Source organism: Azohydromonas sediminis (genome assembly GCF_003574675.1).
GTDB classification, from domain to species: domain Bacteria; phylum Pseudomonadota; class Gammaproteobacteria; order Burkholderiales; family Burkholderiaceae_C; genus Calidifontimicrobium; species Calidifontimicrobium sediminis.
In genome coordinates, this window is sequence record NZ_QOAZ01000001.1 from 153,988 (window position 1) to 172,084 (window position 18,097).

An 18,097-nucleotide genomic window follows, 5' to 3' on the forward strand; every position below is an offset into this window, starting at 1 on the left:
CGGTCAGGCGATCGCACGCACGACGTCGCCGCTGATCGCCCGCGGCACGAGGCGCTCGGCCTCGGCCCGCACGAGGGCGCGCAGCGTGTCGGCGCCGATGCATTCGGGCACCGACTGGATCGCCGCCGAGATCAGGCGGTCGAAGTGCTGGATCGCGCCTTCGAGGCCGAGCTCGGCTGCCGCGCTCGGCCGCGCGAGCGCGGCGTCGCGCCCGATGGGCTTGCCCAGCGCCTGCGGGTCGGCGGCGACGTCGCGGATGTCGTCGGCGACTTGATACGCCTCGCCGAGCCAGTCGCCGAGGGCGCGCCACGGCTCGCCGTCGGTACCGGCGGCCTGCGCGCCGGCCACCGTCGCGGCGACGAATAGCGCGCCGGTCTTCGCGCGCTGGTAGTCGGCCAGCGACACGCGCGACTCGCATTCCCAAGCCTGCCCGGCGACGATGCCGAACGGCATGCCCACGCCGTGCGCGACCGTCTGCAGCAGCGCCGGCAGGCGCTGCGGCGACGCGCCGGCTGCCCCGGCCAGCGTCTGGAACGCGAGCACGATCAGCGCGTCGCCGGCGAGCACCGCCAGCGGCTCGCCGAACGCGTAGGGCACCGACGCGCGCCCGCGGCGCACCGGCGCGTCGTCGAAGCACGGCAGGTCGTCGTGCACCAGCGACGCGCAGTGCAGCAGCTCGATCGCCACCGCCGCCGCGCTCGACAGCGCCGGATCGTCGTCGCCGCAGGCGTGCGCGACCGCCAGGCACAGCCGCGGACGCACGCGCGCGCCACCGGGGAACACGGCGTGCCGGATCGCGCCGGCCAGCTTCGGCGGCGCGCCGTGCCGCTCGCCGGCGGCCAGCGCGGCGGCGAGGGCGTGTTCGATGCGGTCGTGGGCTTTCATCTGGGGCTCCTCGCGGCGCTTCGTCGCCCGGCGACGACGCTGAAATGTGTCATCTTTTGTAGATTTCCTTGGTGTCAACTAGCATAGACACATGCCTGTCCAACGTCAACCATCGCTGCCGCGCCGCGACCGTGTGGTCGTCGTCGGCGCGGGCATCGGCGGACTCGTCGCGGCGCTCGAACTGGCGCACCGCGGTGCCGACGTCACGCTGCTCGAGCGCGCCGGCGAGCCCGGCGGCAAGATGCGGCGCGTGGCCGTCGCGGGCCGGTGGCTCGACGCCGGCCCGACCGTGTTCACGATGCGCTGGGTGTTCGACGGCCTGTGCGACGACCTCGGGCTGCGGCTGGACGACCACCTGGCGCTGAAGCCGCTGTCCGTGCTCGCGCGGCACGCGTGGGATGGCGACGGCCACTTCGACCTGCACGCCGACGTGGCACGCGCAGCCGACGCGATCGGCGACTTCGCCGGTGCCGACGCGGCGCGCGGCTACCGCGACTTCGTGCGCCGCGGGCGCGACATCTACCGCACGCTCGAAGGCCCGTTCCTGCGCTCGAGCCGGCCGACGCCGGTCAGCCTCGCGTGGCGCTGCGGGCTCGCCGGGCTGCCGGGGCTGCTGCGCATCTCGCCGTTCGCGCGGCTGTGGCACGAGCTCGGCCGGCACTTCGCCGACCCGCGGCTGCGCCAGCTGTTCGGCCGCTACGCAACGTATTGCGGCGCCTCGCCGTTCCACGCGCCGGCCACGCTGATGCTGGTGGCCCACGTCGAACAGGAGGGCGTGTGGACCGTCGGCGGCGGCATGCACGAGCTCGCCCGCACGCTGGCGGCGTTGGCCCAGCGCGCCGGCGCGACGCTGCGCTACGGCTGCGACGTCGCGCGCATCCGCGTCGACGGCGGGCGCGCGCGCGGCGTCGTGCTCGCCGACGGCGAGGCGATCGACGCCGACGCCGTCGTCTTCAACGGCGACGCCGCCGCGCTCGGCGCCGGGCTGCTCGGCGACGACGCGCGGCGTGCAACGGCACCGGTGCCGCGCGCGCAGCGCTCGCTGTCGGCGCTGACGTGGAACCTGGTCGCGCGCACCGCGGGCTTCCCGCTGCTTCGCCACACCGTCTTCTTCTCGCCCGACTACGCGGCCGAGTTCGACGACCTGACGCACCGGCGCCGGCTGCCGCGCGCGCCGACGGTGTACGTCTGCGCGCACGACCGCGGCGACGACGGCGACCCACCCCCGGTGGGTGCCGAGCGGCTGCTGTGCCTGGTCAACGCCCCGGCCGACGGCGACCTGGCCCCCCTCCCCGACGAGGAGCTCGCCTCATGCGAAGCACGAACCTTCCGCCTCCTGGCGCAATGCGGGCTGCAGGTGCAGCGCGAGCCGGCCTCGACGCAGATCACGACGCCGAGCGACTTCCATCGCCTGTTCCCGGGCACGGGGGGCGCGCTGTACGGGCAGGCGTCGCACGGCTGGCGGGCGTCGTTCACGCGCCCGGGCTCGGCGAGCCGCCTGCCGGGCCTGTACCTGGCGGGGGGCAGCACGCACCCGGGACCGGGCGTGCCGATGGCGGCGCTGTCGGGGCGGCTGGCGGCACAGCGGGTGCTGGGCGACCTGAGCCGTTCACGCCCGGCTTCGAGCGCGACGTGGCCCCGGGCGGCTACGCCTGGTGGTATGTCGACGCGCTGAGCGACGACGGCGACAGCGGGCTGACGCTGATCGCCTTCGTCGGCAGCGTGTTCTCGCCGTACTACGCGTGGCAGCGCCGGCGCGCACCCGGCGGTGCCGCCGACGCGACCGACCACTGCGCGATCAACATCGCGCTCTACGGTCGCGGCGGCAAGCGCTGGGCGATGACCGAGCGCGGCCGCGCCGCGCTCGCCCGCGACGCGACGACGCTGCGCGTGGGGCCCAGCGCGCTGCGCTGGCGCAACGGCGCGCTCGAAGCCGAGATCGACGAGGTCACGGTGCCGATCCCGTCGCGCGTGCGCGGGCGCTTGCGCGTCGAGCCGCTGGCCGTGATGACGCAGCCGTACGCGCTCGACGCCGGCGGCGTGCACCACTGGCAGCCGATCGCGCCGTGCGCGCGCATCGACGTCGAGTTCGAGCACCCGCCCCACGTCTGGCGTGGCCACGCCTACGTCGACCACAACCGCGGCGACGCGCCGCTGGAGCGGCACTTCGCGCGCTGGGACTGGTCGCGCGCGACGCTGCCCGGCGGCGACGTCGTGGTGCTGTACGACGTCGAGCGGCGCGACGGCACGCCGCTGTCGCTGGCGCTGCGCTTCGACGCCGCGGGCCGCGTCGCGGGCTTCTCGCCACCGCCACCGGCCGCGCTGCCGACCACCGGCTGGCGCATCGCGCGCGGCACGCGCAGCGACGCCGGCCACCCCGCGCGCGTGCGCGCCACGCTCGAAGACACGCCGTTCTACGCCCGCTCGCTGGTCGAGATGCGCCTGCACGGCGAGCCGGCCACCGCGGTGCACGAGAGCCTGTCGCTCGACCGCTTCACGGCGCCGATCGTGCAGGCGATGCTGCCGTTTCGCATGCCGCGACGCGCGCGCTGAGCAGCGCGGCGGCGCCGTCTGTGTGCGACACAGCGGCGCAAGAAGCCCCTCATCGCGCCGTTGACGATAGCGGCCTCGACGCCATCGCTTCGGCGCGGCGCATCCGCACCCAGTTCTGCCACAGCGCCCAGGCACCTCGAACGTGCGGCGGCTGCGTGCACGAGGGCTTGCGTTGCACACGGCCCTGCACCGTCTGCGGCAACGAAACGGACGCCGCGGCGCAGGTCGTGCCCGACCGGTGCATGGAGGATTACTTGGGACGGAAAACCATCGTGCCGTGCGGTTGGCGTGTGCCGCCCCGCAGGCAGCAGCGCCGGCAACTGTGCGCGGGAAGCGCTACGACGCCTGCCCCCGAACAGGTTCGCCACCAGTGGCAGGCCACGCCTCCGGCGCCTTCGCTGCACCCATAAGCGCAAGCTCGCCCGCCGGCGTCAGCGCGACGATCAGGCGCAGGGCGTCGATCGTCGGCGCGGTGGGTCTGCGAGGACCCTGAAGTGGTGGAGCCGGGGGGAATCGAACCCCCGTCCGCAAGCCATCACCGGACAGTTCTACATGCGTAGCTCTCTGATTTGGGTCTCGTGACGCCGCCGCGCAGGAGCACGCTGCGAGCGCCACCAGTCACTGAGTCTCGCTGCCGGTCGAGTGACCCGGCCGACAGCCAGCCGATGTGGATGACCTCTCAGCGCTTGCGCGCCCGGCCCATCGGCCAACCGTTGAGAGGCTCACCGGTGTTTAAGCGGCGAGAGCGAAACGTTCGTCGTTCGCAGTTACTTGCTTCCAGTGGATTTACGAGCGTACTGGTGCTCGGCATGCCCTGCGCCGGATCCGCACCCACGTCGAAACCAGGTCGGCCCCTTGCGCGGATTGTAGGTGGCGCCGGGTGCGCGGCTTTCAAGGGCACGCGGGCGCCGCCGCTCACGACGCGCCGGCGACGTCCAGCAGCGCCAGCACCGAGCGCGGATGCTCGGCGATCGCGTCGGCGCGCCACTGGCGCACGTCGCCGCCCTCGCCCAGATAGCCCCAGGCGGCAGCCACCGACGCCATGCCGGCCGCACGGGCGGCTTCGATGTCGCGCAGGTCGTCGCCGACGTACAGGCACTGCGCGGGCGCGAGGGCGAGCCGCTCGCACGCCGCCAGCAGCGGCGCCGGGTGCGGCTTGGCGTGCGGTGTCGTGTCACCGGCGACGACGACGGGCGCATCCGCCAGGCCGAGGCCGGCGACGACCGGCGCCGTGAAGCGCATGACTTTGTTGGTGACGATGCCCCATCCCAGGCCCCGTCGCTGAAGATCGTCCAGCAGCTCCGCCACCCCGTCGAACAGGCGCGAGTGGACGTCGAGCGCCGAGGCGTACTCAGCGAGGAATTCCTCGCGCAGCGCGTCGTAGTCGGCGTCGGCTGGCGTCTTGCCAAGGCCGGCCGCGAGCATGCCGCGCGCGCCCGACGACGCCACCGGTCGCAGTTGCTCGATCGGCAGCGGCGCGAAGCCGCGCCGCGCGCGCATGCGGTTGACGGCGCCGCCGAGGTCGGGCGCCGTGTCGGCCAGCGTGCCGTCGAGGTCGAACAGCACCGCGCGCACCGCGAAGCGTCGGCCCATGCGTGTGATCAGGCCCGCTGGCACGCGAACAGGTAGTTCACGCTCGTGTCGCCCGAAAGCCAGTAGCGCTTGGTCAGCGGGTTGTACTCCATGCCGCGTGTGTGCTGCACCTGCAGCCCCGCGTCGCGGCACCAGCGCGCCAGCTCGCTCGGACGGATCAGCTTGGCGTACTCGTGCGTGCCGCGCGGCAGCAGGTTGAGCACGTACTCGGCGCCGACGATGGCGAACAGGAACGACTTCGGGTTGCGGTTGATCGTCGAGAAGAAGACCCAGCCGCCGGGCTTGACGAGCTTCGCACACGCGGCGACAACCGAGGCCGGGTCGGGCACGTGCTCGAGCATCTCCATGCAGGTGACGACGTCGTAGCGAGCGGGCGACTCGGCAGCAAGCGCCTCGGCCGAGGTCTCGCGGTAGTCGACGTTCGCGCAGCCCGACTCCATCGCGTGCAGCATCGCGACCTTCAGCGGCTTGGCGGCCATGTCGATGCCCAGCACGCGCGCGCCGCGCTGCACCATCGCCTCGGCGAGGATGCCGCCGCCGCAACCGACGTCGAGCACGTCCTTGCCCGCCAGCGGTGCGATCGAGTCGATCCAGTCCAGGCGCAGCGGGTTGATCTGGTGCAGCGGGCGAAACTCGCTGTCCGGATCCCACCAGCGATGGGCGAGTTCGCTGAACTTGGCCAGTTCCTGCGGATCGGCGTTGATCATGGCGTCATGTTAGTGCGATCGGCCACACCGACATCGCGCGCGGGAGATCGCCGCCCGCCGCTGCGGGAATCGACTTGAAAAAGACAAACCCCGCCGCAGCGGGGTTTGTCGGAAGTCCGCGCAGCGCGATCAGCGACGGCGGGTGCCGACCACTTCGATCTCGACGCGACGGTTCTTCGCGCGGCCTTCGCGGGTGCGGTTGTCGGCCACCGGCTGCGTCTCACCCTTGCCTTCGGTGTAGATGCGGTTGGCCTCGATGCCCTTGCTCACGAGGTACTGCTTGACGGCCTCGGCACGGCGCACCGACAGCTTCTGGTTGTATTCGTTCGTACCGATCCAGTCGGTATGGCCGACGGCGATGATGACCTCGAGCGAGATGCCCTTCGTCTTCTCGACCAGGTCGTCGAGCTTGGCCTTGCCTTCGGGCTTGAGCACCGCCTTGTCGAAATCGAAGAAGGTGTCGGCCGCGTACGTCACCTTCTCGCTGACCGGGGCCGCGGGCGCGGGGGCCGGACGCGGGGCGGGGGCCGGAGCCGGCGCGGCGGCCGGCGGCGCAGCCGGGGCGGGGGCCGGCGCGGGCGGCGCGGGCGGCGCGGGCGGCGGCTTCAGCGCGCCATCACAGGCCGGATGCGCGGTCGCAGGCGTCCAGTTGGACGCACGCCAGCAGTACTCGTTGGTGCCGTTCTTCCACGGCGTACCGTCGGAGGCGCGCCACTGCTGCGTCGAATCCGACTGCGCCGAGACCGTCAGCGGTGCCACCAGAGCGGCCGACGCGAACAGCATCGCCACCTTGTTCAGTTTCTTCATCGATTCTCCTCTTGAAGGAAGGCCGCAGTGCCACTGCGTGAGTTCAAACCGGAAGCCAGACGACTGGCAAACGACCCCGGCAACGTGTGCTTACCAATGCAAAAAGATTGTGCCATAGCCCCCCGGGCGCACCTGATTTTGGTCGGCCAACGTCAAGTGTCATCGCGGCCTGTTGCGCAAGTGCGACAACCGCGGCGGCCTAGAATGCTCTCCACCACTTACCTTGCACCCGCGACGCGCGCTACCACCACTTGCCGCGTGCGACCGCTTCGCCCCCCTCATGACCTCGTTCGCCAAGGAAACCCTGCCGATCTCGCTCGAGGAGGAGATGCGGCGCTCGTACCTCGACTACGCGATGAGCGTCATCGTCGGGCGTGCGCTGCCCGACGCGCGCGATGGCCTCAAGCCCGTGCACCGGCGCGTGCTGTACGCGATGCACGAGCTCAACAACGACTGGAACCGCCCGTACAAAAAGAGCGCGCGCATCGTCGGCGACGTCATCGGTAAGTACCACCCGCACGGCGACACCGCGGTCTACGACACGATCGTGCGCATGGCGCAGGACTTCAGCCTGCGTCACATGCTCATCGACGGGCAGGGCAACTTCGGCAGCGTCGACGGCGACAACGCCGCGGCGATGCGCTACACCGAGATCCGGCTGGCCAAGATCGCGCACGAGATGCTGGCCGACATCGACAAGGACACGGTCGATTTCGGCCCGAACTACGACGGCTCCGAGAAGGAGCCACTCGTGCTGCCGACCCGGCTGCCCAACCTGCTCGTCAACGGCAGCGCCGGCATCGCGGTGGGCATGGCCACCAACATTCCGCCGCACAACCTCAACGAGGTCGTCGACGCCTGCCTGCACCTGCTGAAGAACCCTTCGGCCGGCGTCGACGAGCTGATGGAAATCATCCCGGCGCCCGACTTCCCCACCGCGGGGATCATCTACGGCCTCGCCGGCGTGCGCGAGGGCTACCGTACCGGGCGCGGCAAGGTCGTGATGCGCGCGAAGTGCCACTTCGAGGACATCGACCGCGGCCAGCGTCAAGCGATCATCGTCGACGAGATCCCCTACCAGGTCAACAAGAAGACGCTTCTCGAGCGCATCGCCGAGCTCGTCAACGACAAGAAGCTCGAAGGCATCAGCCACATCCAGGACGAGAGCGACAAGTCCGGGATGCGCGTCGTCATCGAGCTCAAGCGCGGCGAGGTGCCCGAGGTCGTGCTGAACAACCTGTACAAGCAGACGCAGCTGCAGGACTCGTTCGGCATCAACATGGTCGCGCTGATCGACGGCCAGCCGAAGCTGTGCAACCTGAAGGACCTGGTCGAGATCTTCCTCGAGCACCGGCGCGAGGTCGTCACGCGGCGCACCGTGTTCGAGCTGCGCAAGGCGCGCGAGCGCGGCCACGTGCTCGAGGGCCTGGCGGTCGCGCTGGCCAACATCGACGCCTTCATCGAGATCATCAAGAACTCGCCGACCCCGCCGGTCGCCAAAGCCGAGCTGATGGCGCGCGGCTGGGACTCGTCGCTCGTGCGCGAGATGCTCGCGCGCGCCGAGGCCGACACGCCGGGCGGCCGCGCCGCCTACCGCCCCGAGGGGCTGCCGCCGCAGTACGGCCTGCAGGCCGACGGCCTGTACCGCCTGTCCGACGAGCAGGCCGGCGAGATCCTGCAGATGCGGCTGCAGCGGCTCACGGGCCTCGAGCAGGACAAGATCGTCGGCGAGTACAAGGAGGTCATGGCGCAGATCGCCGACCTGCTCGACATCCTCGCCAAGCCGGCGCGCGTCACGGCGATCATCGCCGACGAACTCACCGCGCTGAAGCAGGAGTTCGGCCAGACCAAGCTCGGCGCGCGGCGCAGCGTGATCGAGCACAACGTGCAGGAGCTCGGCACCGAGGACCTGATCGCGCCGACCGACATGGTCGTCACGTTGAGCCACGCCGGCTATATCAAGAGCCAGCCGCTCGCCGAGTACCGCGCGCAGCGCCGCGGCGGCCGCGGCAAGCAGGCCGCGCAGACGAAGGAAGACGACTGGATCGACCAGCTCTTCATCGCCAACACGCACGACTGGATCCTGTGCTTCAGCGACCGCGGGCGCGTCTACTGGCTCAAGGTGTGGGAAGTGCCGCAGGGCGGGCGCGCGAGCCGCGGCAAGCCGATCGTCAACATGTTCCCGCTGCAGCCGGGCGAGAAGATCACCGTCGTGCTGCCACTGACCGGCGAGTTCCGCAGCTTCCCGGCCGACCACTACGTCTTCATGGCCACCGCGCAGGGCACCGTCAAGAAGACGGCGCTCGACGAGTTCGCCCACCCGCGCAAGGCGGGCATCATCGCGGTGGACCTCGACGAGGGTGACTACCTGATCGGCGCCGCGCTGACCGACGGCCACCACGACGTGATGCTGTTCAGCGACGGCGGCAAGGCGGTGCGCTTCGACGAGGACGACGTGCGCCCGATGGGCCGCGCCGCACGCGGCGTGCGCGGCATGACGCTCGAGCCCGGCCAGAGCGTGATCGCGATGCTGGTGGCCGAGGACGAGACGCAGAGCGTGCTCACCGCGACCGAGAACGGCTACGGCAAGCGCACGCCGATCACCGAGTACACGCGCCACGGCCGCGGCACCAAAGGCATGATCGCGATCCAGCAAAGCGAGCGCAACGGCAAGGTCGTCGCCGCCACGCTGGTGCGCCCCGACGACGAGATCATGCTGATCACCGACCGCGGCGTGCTCGTGCGCACGCGCGTGGCCGAGATCCGCGAGCTCGGCCGCGCGACGCAGGGCGTCACGCTGATCGCGCTCGACGACGGCGCGAAGCTGTCGGGGCTGCAGCGCATCGTCGAGAACGACGCCAACGAACCCGCCGGCGGCGAGTCCGACCCCGACAGTGCCGGCGGTTCCGGCGCGGAGACACGATGATGCGCAAGACCCCCGCCCCTGCCCTGGCCTCCGCGCTGGCCCTCGTCGTCGCGCTCGGCACGACCGGCGGCGCGCAGGCCCAAGGCTCGAATGCCGCGCAGGACAAGAAGGCGCTCGTCGCCAAGGTGCTGCAGCTCCAGCAGCCGGGCATCGAGAACGCGGCGCGCCTGGTCGCCGAGCAGCCGGCGCTGATGCTGCTGCAGCAGGCCGGCCTCGTGCTGCAACGCGTGCCGGCCGAGCGCCGCGAAGCGACGGCGCGCGAGATCCAGGCCGAGGCGAAGAAGTACGCCGACGAGGCGGTGCCGCTGCTGCGGCAGACCGCGGTCAGGGTCGCACCAACGACGATCGGGCCGATCCTCGAAGAGAAGTTCACCGCCGACGAGCTCAAGCAGCTGATCGCGATCCTCGAGTCGCCCGTCAACCGCAAGTTCCAGCAGCTCGGCGGCGACATGCAGCGCGCGCTCAACGAGAAACTCGTCGCCGAGACACGCGCGACGATCGAGCCCAAGATCAACGCGCTGCAGCAGGCCGTCGGCGAGAAGCTGAAGGCGGCCGCCGCGACGGCACCGGCCTCGGCGCCGTCGCGCTGACGCGCGGCGCCGCGCTGCCGCCGTCCAACCGCCCGGCGCGCCCGGCCGGCGTGGAACAATCGACATCGAGATGTCCGACACGCCTTCCACCGCCCCCACGCTGGCCGCGCTGCGCGCCCAGATCGACGCGCTCGACCGGGAGCTGCTCGCGCTGCTGAACCGCCGTGCGCGGCTGGCGCAGGAGGTCGGCGAGATCAAGAAGCGCGAAGGCTCCGTCGTCTTTCGGCCCGAGCGCGAGGCGCAGGTCATCGACGGGCTGAAGGCCGCCAACCCCGGACCGCTGAAGACCGAGAGCATCGCGCCGATCTGGCGCGAGATCATGTCGGCGTGTCGCGCGCTCGAAACACCGACGCGGGTCGCCTACCTGGGCCCCGCCGGCACGTTCAGCGAGCAGGCCGCGCTCGGCTACTTCGGCAGCTCGATCGAGCGCGTGCCGTGCGTGAGCATCGACGAAGTCTTTCGCACGACGACGGCAGGCGCCGCCGACTTCGGTGTCGTGCCGGTCGAGAACTCGACCGAGGGCGTCGTCGCACGCTCTCTCGACCTGTTCCTGACGACACCGCTGTTCATCATCGGCGAGACCAGTCTCAACGTGCGCCACAACCTGCTGCGACGGGTCGAAGGGCTCGACGGCATCGTCGCCGTGTGCGCCCACCCGCAGGCGCTCGCGCAGTGCCACGGCTGGCTGTCGAACCACCTGCCGACCGTCGAGCGGCGCCCGGTGGCCAGCAACGCCGAGGGCGCACGCCTCGCGGCGCAGGACGCGTCGCTCGCTGCGATCGCGAGCGAGCGCGCGGCGAGCGAGTGGGGGCTGCACGTCGTTGCGCCGGCGATCCAGGACGACGCGCACAACCGCACGCGCTTCGCGATCGTGACCCACCCCGACCGTCACCCGGCGCCGCGCGCGTCGGGGCACGACTGCACCAGCCTCGTCGTCTCGGTGGCCAACCGGCCCGGCGCGGTGCACGACATGCTCGTGCCGCTGAAGGCACACGGCGTGTCGATGACGCGCTTCGAGTCGCGTCCGGCGCGCTCGGGGCAGTGGGAGTACTACTTCTACATCGACATCCAGGGTCACCCCGACGAGCCGCACGTCGACGCGGCGCTGAAGGCGCTGCGCGCGGAGTGCGCCTTCTTCAAGCTGCTGGGCACGTACCCGGTCGACGTCCACTGAACGGCGCGCGCGACACCATGTTCCAGCAGCTCGGCGTGATCGGATGCGGCCTGATGGGCGGCTCGTTCGCGCTCGCACTCAAGCGCCAGGGGCTGGTCAAGCGCGTCGTCGGTTACAGCAAGTCGCCGTCGACGACCGAGCGCGCCAAGCGCATGGGCATCATCGACGTCGCCGCCGAGTCGGCGCTGCTCGCGGTGGCCGGCTCCGACCTCGTGCTGATCGCGGTGCCGGTGTCGGCCACCGAGACGACGCTGCGCGCGATCCGCAACCTCGTCGAGCCCGGGATGCTCGTGATGGACGTGGGTTCGACCAAGCGCGACGTCGTCGACGCCGCGCGCCGCGTGCTGAAGGAGCGCGTCGTGCACTTCGTGCCGGCGCACCCGATCGCCGGCAAGGAAGCCTCGGGCATCGACCACGCCGACGCCGGGCTGTACGCGGGCCGCCAGGTGATCCTGACGCCGCTGGCGCAGACGCCGCCCGAGCTGGTGCAGCGCGCCACCGACGTCTGGGCCGCGATCGGCGCGCAGGTGCTGAAGATGTCGCCCGAGAACCACGACGCTGCGTTCGCCGCCGTCAGCCACCTGCCGCACCTGCTGGCGTTCGCTTACTTCAGCGCGGTGGCGCGCCAGCCGGCCGGTCGCGACTTCCTCTCACTCGCCGGGCCGGGCTTTCGCGACTTCACCCGCATCGCCGCGAGCGACCCCGCCGTGTGGCGCGACATCCTGCTCGCCAACCGCGAAGAGGTCATCCGCCAGGCGCAGCGCTTCCGCCACACGCTCGACGCGTTCGAGCATGTGATGCGCTCGGGCAACGCCGAGGCGCTCGAGGACCTGATCCGCAGCGCGTCGGAAGCCCGCGCGCAGTGGCAGATGAACCAGCGCCGCTGACGCCTTGCCAGGCCGCGGCGCACGCGCGGTCACGCCGATGTACTCGATCCCCTTCCTCGACCTGCCCCCGCTGACCGGCGCCGCCGGCACCGTGACGCTGCCCGGCTCGAAGAGCATCTCGAACCGCGTGCTGCTGCTCGCCGGCCTGGCCGACGGCACGACCACCGTGCACGGCCTGCTCGACTCCGACGACACCGCGGTGATGCTCGAGGCGCTGCGGCAGCTGGGCTGCGGCATCGAGCGCGACGGCGGCGTCACGCGCGTCACCGGCCTCGGCGGCCGGCTCGCGGTGCACGAGGCGAAGCTGTTCCTCGGCAACGCCGGCACCGCGATGCGCCCGCTGACCGCGGCGCTGGCCGTGCTCGCCGCGACGCAGGGTGGGCGCTTCGAGCTCGCGGGTGTCGCGCGCATGCACGAGCGGCCGATCGGCGACCTCGTCGACGCGCTGCGACCGCTGGGCTGCACCATCGACGAGCTCGGTGCGCGAGGCTTTCCGCCGCTGGCCGTGCGCGGCGACGCCGGCGGGCGGCTCGCGACCGACGCACCGATCCGCGTGCGCGGCGACGTCTCGAGCCAGTTCCTGACCGCGCTGCTGCTGGCGCTGCCGCTGGCCAGCGACGCCGGCGACGTCGTCGTCGAAGTCGTCGGCGAGTTGATCTCCAAGCCCTATGTCGAGATCACGCTGAACCTGCTGGCGCGCTTCGGCATCGCGGTGCGGCGCGAGGGCTGGCAGCGCTTCACGATCCCGGCCGGCAGCCGCTACCGAACCCCGGGCGAGGTGTGGGTCGAGGGCGATGCGTCGTCGGCGTCGTACTTCGTTGCGCTCGGCGCGATCGCGGCCACCGACGCGCCGGTGGTCATCGAAGGCGTCGGCCGCGACTCGATCCAGGGCGACATGCGCTTCGTCGACGCCGCGCGCGCGATGGGCGCCGACGTCACGGCCGAGGCGTCGCGCGTCGTCGTGCGCCGCGGCCGGTGGCCGCTGACAGCCATCGCGCTGGACTGCAACCACATCCCCGACGCCGCGATGACGCTCGCGGTGATGGCGCTGTACGCCGACGCGCCGACGACGCTCACCAACATCGCCAGCTGGCGCGTCAAGGAAACCGACCGCATCGCCGCGATGGCCACCGAGCTGCACAAGCTCGGTGCCGAGGTCGCCACCGGCGACGACTTCATCCGCGTGACGCCGCCGCGCACGTGGCGCGCTGCGACGATCGACACCTACGACGACCACCGCATGGCGATGTGCCTGTCGCTGGCGGCGTTCAACCCGCTCGCGGGCGCGACGCCGCCGGTGCCGGTGCGCATCCGCGACCCGAAGTGCGTCGGCAAGACCTTCCCCGACTACTTCGAGGCGCTGTTCGCGCTCGCGCGCACCGAACCGCACCACGTGCCGGTGATCACGATCGACGGGCCGACCGCGTCGGGCAAGGGCACGCTGGCCACCGAGGTGGCGCGCGCGCTCGGCTACCACAAGCTCGACTCGGGGTCGCTGTACCGCGCGCTGGCGCTGGCGGCGCTCGACGCGAACGTCGACACCTCGAGCGGCCCCGCGCTGGCCGCCCTCGCGCAGCGGCTGCAGCTGCGCTTCGACGGCGAGGCGCTGTGGCTCGACGGGCGCGACGTGAGCGCCGAGCTGCGCCTCGAGGCGGTGGGCGCGACCGCGTCGCGCATCTCGGCGCTGCCAGAGGTACGGCAGGCGCTGCACGACCTGCAGCTCGCGTTCCGGCGCCCGCCCGGCCTCGTGGCCGACGGGCGCGACATGGGCACCGTCGTCTTTCCCGACGCCAAGCTCAAGGTGTTCCTCACCGCCAACGCGGCGATGCGTGCCGAGCGTAGGTATAAGCAATTGATTTCCAAAGGAATTTCGGCTAACATCACTGATCTTCGTGCGGATTTGGAAGCGCGCGACGCGCGGGACCGCTCGCGCAGCGTGGCGCCCCTGAAGCCGGCCGAAGACGCGCTGTTGCTCGACAACTCGACACTGAGCGTGGACCAGTCGGTCGCGCAGGTGCTGGCTTGGTGGGCGCAGCGCAGCCCGTTCGACTGACGGCTGCGGCCGTCGCGAGCGGCAGGTCCGGCGGCTCCCCCGCCGCGCCCGTGCTCTCCCGGCGCGGGCGCACCGAGTCTCCGGGTGTGTCCAACCCAACCCGCAACCCCCCGGTTGCAAACTACACCGGTGCCCCCACCTGGTGCCGGCTTCAGGAAACCCCTTCATGTCCCAAACCCAAACCGCCACCTCGGGCGGCGAGTCGTTCGCCGCGCTGTTCGAAGAAAGCCTGCGCAAGCGCGACCTGCGCTCCGGCGAGGTCATCTCGGCCGAGGTGGTGCGCATCGAGCACAACTACGTCGTCGTCAACGCCGGCCTGAAGTCCGAGGCCTACGTGCCCATCGACGAGTTCAAGAACGACCAGGGCGAGCTCGAGGTCCAGGTCGGCGACTTCGTCGCCGTCGCGATCGACGCCTTCGAGAATGGCTACGGCGACACGATCCTGTCGCGCGACAAGGCCAAGCGCCTCGCGTCGTGGATGGCGCTCGAGAACGCGCTCGAGTCGGGTGAATTCGTCACCGGCACCGTCAACGGCAAGGTCAAGGGCGGCCTGACGGTGCTCGTCAACGGCATCCGCGCCTTCCTGCCGGGCAGCCTGATCGACACGCGGCCGGTCAAGGATCTGTCGCCGTACGAAGGCAAGACGATGGAGTTCAAGGTCATCAAGCTCGACCGCAAGCGCAACAACGTCGTGCTGAGCCGCCGCGCCGTCGTCGAAGCCTCGATGGGCGAGGAGCGCGCGAAGCTGCTCGAGACGCTGCGTGAAGGCGCGATCGTGCACGGTGTCGTCAAGAACATCACCGAGTACGGCGCATTCGTCGACCTCGGCGGCATCGACGGCCTGCTGCACATCACCGACATGGCCTGGCGCCGCGTGCGCCACCCGACCGAAGTGGTGCAGGTCGGCCAGGAACTCGACGCCAAGGTACTCAAGTTCGACGCCGAAAAGAACCGCGTCAGCCTGGGCCTGAAGCAGCTCGGCGACGACCCGTGGCTCGGCGTCGCGCGCCGCTACCCGGCGGGCACGCGCCTGTTCGGCAAGGTCACCAACATCGCCGACTACGGCGCGTTCGTCGAGATCGAACCCGGCATCGAGGGGCTGGTGCACGTCTCTGAGATGGACTGGACGAACAAGAACGTCGCGCCGAGCAAGGTCGTCAGCCTCGGCGACGAGGTCGAGGTGATGGTGCTCGAGATCGACGAGGACAAGCGCCGCATCAGCCTGGGCATGAAGCAGTGCAAGCCCAACCCGTGGGAGGAGTTCGCGCAGAACGTCAAGCGCGGCGACCGCGTGAAGGGCCCGGTCAAGTCGATCACCGACTTCGGCATCTTCATCGGCCTAGCGCAGGGCATCGACGGCCTGGTGCACCTGTCGGACCTGTCGTGGCACGAGCCTGGCGAAGTCGCGGTGCGCAACTACAAGAAGGGCCAGGAGGTCGAGGCCGTCGTGCTCGGCGTCGATGTCGAGCGCGAGCGCATCAGCCTGGGCATCAAGCAGCTCGACGGTGACCCGTTCGCGACCTACACGACGATGAACGACCGCGGCGCGATCGTCACCGGCACGGTCAAGAGCGTCGACGCGCGTGGCGCCGAGATCCAGCTCACGCCCGACGTCACCGGCTACCTGCGCGCCAGCGAGATCAGCCGCGACCGCGTCGAGGACGCGCGCAACCTGCTGAAGGAAGGCGACGAGATCAGCGCGATGATCATCAACGTCGACCGCAAGACGCGCTCGATCCAGTTGTCGATCAAGGCCAAGGACAACGCCGACCAGCAGGAGGCGATGCAGCGCCTGGCGCAGAGCAACGAGCGCGAGACCGCCGGCACGACGAGCCTGGGCGCGCTGCTGCGCGCGAAGCTCGACAACCGCAACGAGTGACGCTCGTGGCGGCGATGCGGCGCCCGCGCGCCGCGTCGCCGCCCTGCCGACCCCGCCCTGCCCCATGACCCGCAGCGACCTCGTCGCGACGCTGGCCGAGCGCTTCGGCCAGCTCACGCAGCGCGACACCGAACTCGCCGTCAAGATGATCCTCGACGCGATGAGCGACGCGCTCGCGCGCGGTCACCGCATCGAGATCCGCGGCTTCGGCAGCTTTTCGATCAGCCGCCGCCCGCCGCGCGTGGGCCGCAACCCGCGCAGCGGTGAGCAGGTGGTGATTCCGGAGAAGCTGGTGCCGCACTTCAAGCCCGGCAAGGCCTTGCGCGAAGCCGTCGACGCGCGCCTGCCCGTCGACCCCGCCCCGCCGCTGGCGTCGGCCGTCGACGCGGCCTGACCCCTGCGCCGTTTTTGCACGCGGCGCCGGGCGCGCGCCTCTAGAATGCGCCGCGCATGCGCGCGCTCGTCTGGCTCCTTCGGGCCCTCGTCTTCTTCACGCTGTTCGCGTTCGCGCTCAACAACCAGCAGGACGCCGTCGTGCGCTGGTTCTTCGGCGTCGAATGGCGCGCCCCGATGGTCATCGTCGTGCTGGTGGCTTTCGCGGCCGGCTGCGCGTTCGGCGTCGTCGCGATGATGCCCAGCTGGTGGCGCCAGCGCCGCTGGGGCCGCCGGGCGGCGGCAGGCGCCGTGCCCTCCGCCGCCGACGCGCGGCCCGCCGCCGAGCCGCTGCCCGACCATCCGCCCCGCGAGGGCCTGTGATCGAGTTCGACCTGCAGTGGCTGCTGCTGGGCCTGCCGATCGCCTTCGCGCTCGGCTGGATCGGCGCGCGGCTCGAATCGCGGCAGTGGAAGCGCGAGCAGCGCGATGCCCCGCGCGCCTACTTCAAGGGCCTGAACCTGCTGCTCAACGAACAGCAGGACAAGGCGATCGACGCCTTCATCGAGGCCGTTCAGCACGACCCCGACACCACCGAGCTGCACTTCGCGCTGGGCAACCTGTTCCGTCGCCGCGGCGAGTTCGAGCGCGCCGTGCGCGTGCACCAGCACCTGCTGCAGCGCGGCGACCTCAAGGCGGCCGACCGCGACCGCGCCCAGTTCGCGCTCGCGCACGACTTCGCGAAGGCCGGACTGTTCGACCGCGCCGAGCAGGCGTTCCGCGCGCTGGAGGGCACCGCCTTCGAGACCGAGGCGCGGCTGGCACTGCTCGGCCTGTACGAGCGCTCGCGCGACTGGCGCGCCGCAGCCGACATCGCCGCGCGGCTCGAGGGCACCGGCACCGGCTCGTTCGCCCACCGCATCTCGCACTACTGGTGCGAGCTGGCCCTCGAGGCCGACGCGCGCGGGCACGACGAAGAATTCGACGCGGCGCTGCAGCGCGCGAAGGCCGCCGCGCCGCAGGCCCCGCGGCCCTGGCTCATCGAGGCGCAGCGCCTGGCGCGCGGCGGCCAGCACGCGCAGGCGGTCGAGGCGTACACCGAGCTGTGCCAGCGCAGCCCCGCCGCCTTCCAGCTCGTGGCCGGCGACTACGTCGACAGCGCGATCGCCAGCGGCCAGCGGGAGCGCGCACGTGCGCTGCTCACCGCACTCGCCGAGCGACACGGGGGTGTCGCGCTGCTGCGCGCGCTCGACGTCCTCGACGGCGTGCCGGCAGGCACGTCGCCGCGTTGGGCCGAGCAACTGCGCCGCCAGCCGACGCTGTCGGCCGCACTCGAAGTGCTGTCGGCACCGCACGGCGCCGATGCCGAGTCGGTGCAGCGCGGCGTGCGCGAAGCGGTGGCGCGCGCCGCAAAGCCGCTGCAGCGCTACCGCTGCGCCGCGTGCGGCTTCGAGGCGCAGCAGTACTTCTGGCAGTGTCCCGGCTGCCTGAGCTGGGACAGCTTCCCGCCGCTGCGCATCGAAGAGCTCTGACGCGCGCGGCTCGGCGGCCGCCCGTGCGGGGGCCCCGCGAGCAGACCCCCGCCGGAGTGGCACTCCCGGTGGAGTGTCATGCGACGCGTCGCTGCCCAGAATGGTCTGCAGGTCGAACGCGCGAGCCCGCTCGCCACCG

15 protein-coding genes and 1 other RNA gene are annotated in these 18,097 nt (G+C 71.4%); 11 read left to right on the forward strand and 5 right to left on the reverse strand.

The features are described from left to right. Nucleotides 1–3: 3 nt before the first annotated feature. The gene (locus DRV96_RS00730; RefSeq protein WP_119286591.1) at nucleotides 4–885 is read right to left on the reverse strand and encodes a polyprenyl synthetase family protein; all 882 of its coding nucleotides are present in this window, start codon (nucleotides 883–885) and stop codon (nucleotides 4–6) included. A gap of 91 nt (nucleotides 886–976) precedes the next feature. On the opposite strand from DRV96_RS00730, the gene crtD reads away from it, so the two are divergent. Next, a complete protein-coding gene (crtD, locus tag DRV96_RS00735) occupies nucleotides 977–2,560 on the forward strand; it encodes a 1-hydroxycarotenoid 3,4-desaturase CrtD (RefSeq protein WP_210756941.1) in 1,584 nt (527 codons plus the stop codon). Next, the gene (locus DRV96_RS00740) at nucleotides 2,518–3,438 is read left to right on the forward strand and encodes a carotenoid 1,2-hydratase (RefSeq protein WP_119286593.1); all 921 of its coding nucleotides are present in this window, start codon (nucleotides 2,518–2,520) and stop codon (nucleotides 3,436–3,438) included. Before crtD ends, DRV96_RS00740 begins: the two co-directional genes overlap by 43 nt. A gap of 495 nt (nucleotides 3,439–3,933) precedes the next feature. Here the strand turns inward: DRV96_RS00740 and ssrA are convergent. The 4 genes from ssrA to ompA form a co-directional block, all read right to left on the reverse strand. After that, nucleotides 3,934–4,293: a transfer-messenger RNA gene (gene ssrA / locus DRV96_RS00745) on the reverse strand. 60 nt (nucleotides 4,294–4,353) lie between these two features. Then, nucleotides 4,354–5,031 (reverse strand): phosphoglycolate phosphatase, encoded by a 678-nt coding sequence (gene gph, locus DRV96_RS00750; RefSeq protein ID WP_119286595.1) that lies wholly within the window; start codon nucleotides 5,029–5,031, stop codon nucleotides 4,354–4,356. An 8-nt stretch (nucleotides 5,032–5,039) separates the two neighbouring features. Next, nucleotides 5,040–5,738: a bifunctional 2-polyprenyl-6-hydroxyphenol methylase/3-demethylubiquinol 3-O-methyltransferase UbiG gene (gene ubiG / locus DRV96_RS00755; RefSeq protein ID WP_119286597.1), complete on the reverse strand. Its 699-nt coding sequence runs from the start codon at nucleotides 5,736–5,738 to the stop codon at nucleotides 5,040–5,042. Nucleotides 5,739–5,867: 129 nt separating this feature from the next. Continuing rightward, a complete protein-coding gene (ompA, locus tag DRV96_RS00760; RefSeq protein WP_119286599.1) occupies nucleotides 5,868–6,545 on the reverse strand; it encodes an outer membrane protein OmpA in 678 nt (225 codons plus the stop codon). 280 nt (nucleotides 6,546–6,825) lie between these two features. On the opposite strand from ompA, the gene gyrA reads away from it, so the two are divergent. From gyrA to lapB, 9 genes are all read left to right on the forward strand, one after another. Then, nucleotides 6,826–9,471 (forward strand): DNA gyrase subunit A, encoded by a 2,646-nt coding sequence (gene gyrA / locus DRV96_RS00765; RefSeq protein ID WP_119286601.1) that lies wholly within the window; start codon nucleotides 6,826–6,828, stop codon nucleotides 9,469–9,471. Further along, nucleotides 9,468–10,061 carry a DUF2059 domain-containing protein gene (locus DRV96_RS00770; protein WP_119286603.1) on the forward strand — a complete coding sequence of 198 codons (594 nt, stop codon included), beginning with the start codon at nucleotides 9,468–9,470 and terminating at the stop codon, nucleotides 10,059–10,061. The genes gyrA and DRV96_RS00770 overlap by 4 nt, the downstream gene beginning before the upstream one ends. 70 nt (nucleotides 10,062–10,131) lie before the next feature. Next, on the forward strand, nucleotides 10,132–11,235 hold the full coding sequence (gene pheA, locus DRV96_RS00775; protein ID WP_119286605.1) for a prephenate dehydratase: 1,104 nt from the start codon (nucleotides 10,132–10,134) through the stop codon (nucleotides 11,233–11,235). 17 nt (nucleotides 11,236–11,252) lie between these two features. Further along, nucleotides 11,253–12,122 carry a prephenate dehydrogenase gene (locus DRV96_RS00780; RefSeq protein ID WP_119286607.1) on the forward strand — a complete coding sequence of 290 codons (870 nt, stop codon included), beginning with the start codon at nucleotides 11,253–11,255 and terminating at the stop codon, nucleotides 12,120–12,122. Nucleotides 12,123–12,159: 37 nt separating this feature from the next. Next, on the forward strand, nucleotides 12,160–14,175 hold the full coding sequence (locus tag DRV96_RS00785; protein WP_119286610.1) for a bifunctional 3-phosphoshikimate 1-carboxyvinyltransferase/cytidylate kinase: 2,016 nt from the start codon (nucleotides 12,160–12,162) through the stop codon (nucleotides 14,173–14,175). 166 nt (nucleotides 14,176–14,341) lie between these two features. Next, nucleotides 14,342–16,054 (forward strand): 30S ribosomal protein S1, encoded by a 1,713-nt coding sequence (rpsA, locus tag DRV96_RS00790; protein WP_119286612.1) that lies wholly within the window; start codon nucleotides 14,342–14,344, stop codon nucleotides 16,052–16,054. Nucleotides 16,055–16,118: 64 nt separating this feature from the next. Then, nucleotides 16,119–16,448, forward strand: a complete 330-nt coding sequence (locus DRV96_RS00795) for an integration host factor subunit beta (protein WP_119286614.1) — start codon at nucleotides 16,119–16,121, stop codon at nucleotides 16,446–16,448. Between the two features lie 56 nt (nucleotides 16,449–16,504). Beyond that, nucleotides 16,505–16,810, forward strand: coding sequence for a LapA family protein (locus tag DRV96_RS00800; RefSeq protein ID WP_119286617.1), 306 nt, complete (start codon nucleotides 16,505–16,507; stop codon nucleotides 16,808–16,810). Further along, nucleotides 16,810–17,958, forward strand: coding sequence for a lipopolysaccharide assembly protein LapB (lapB, locus tag DRV96_RS00805; RefSeq protein ID WP_119286918.1), 1,149 nt, complete (start codon nucleotides 16,810–16,812; stop codon nucleotides 17,956–17,958). Before DRV96_RS00800 ends, lapB begins: the two co-directional genes overlap by 1 nt. The last annotated feature ends 139 nt before the right edge of the window (nucleotides 17,959–18,097 follow it).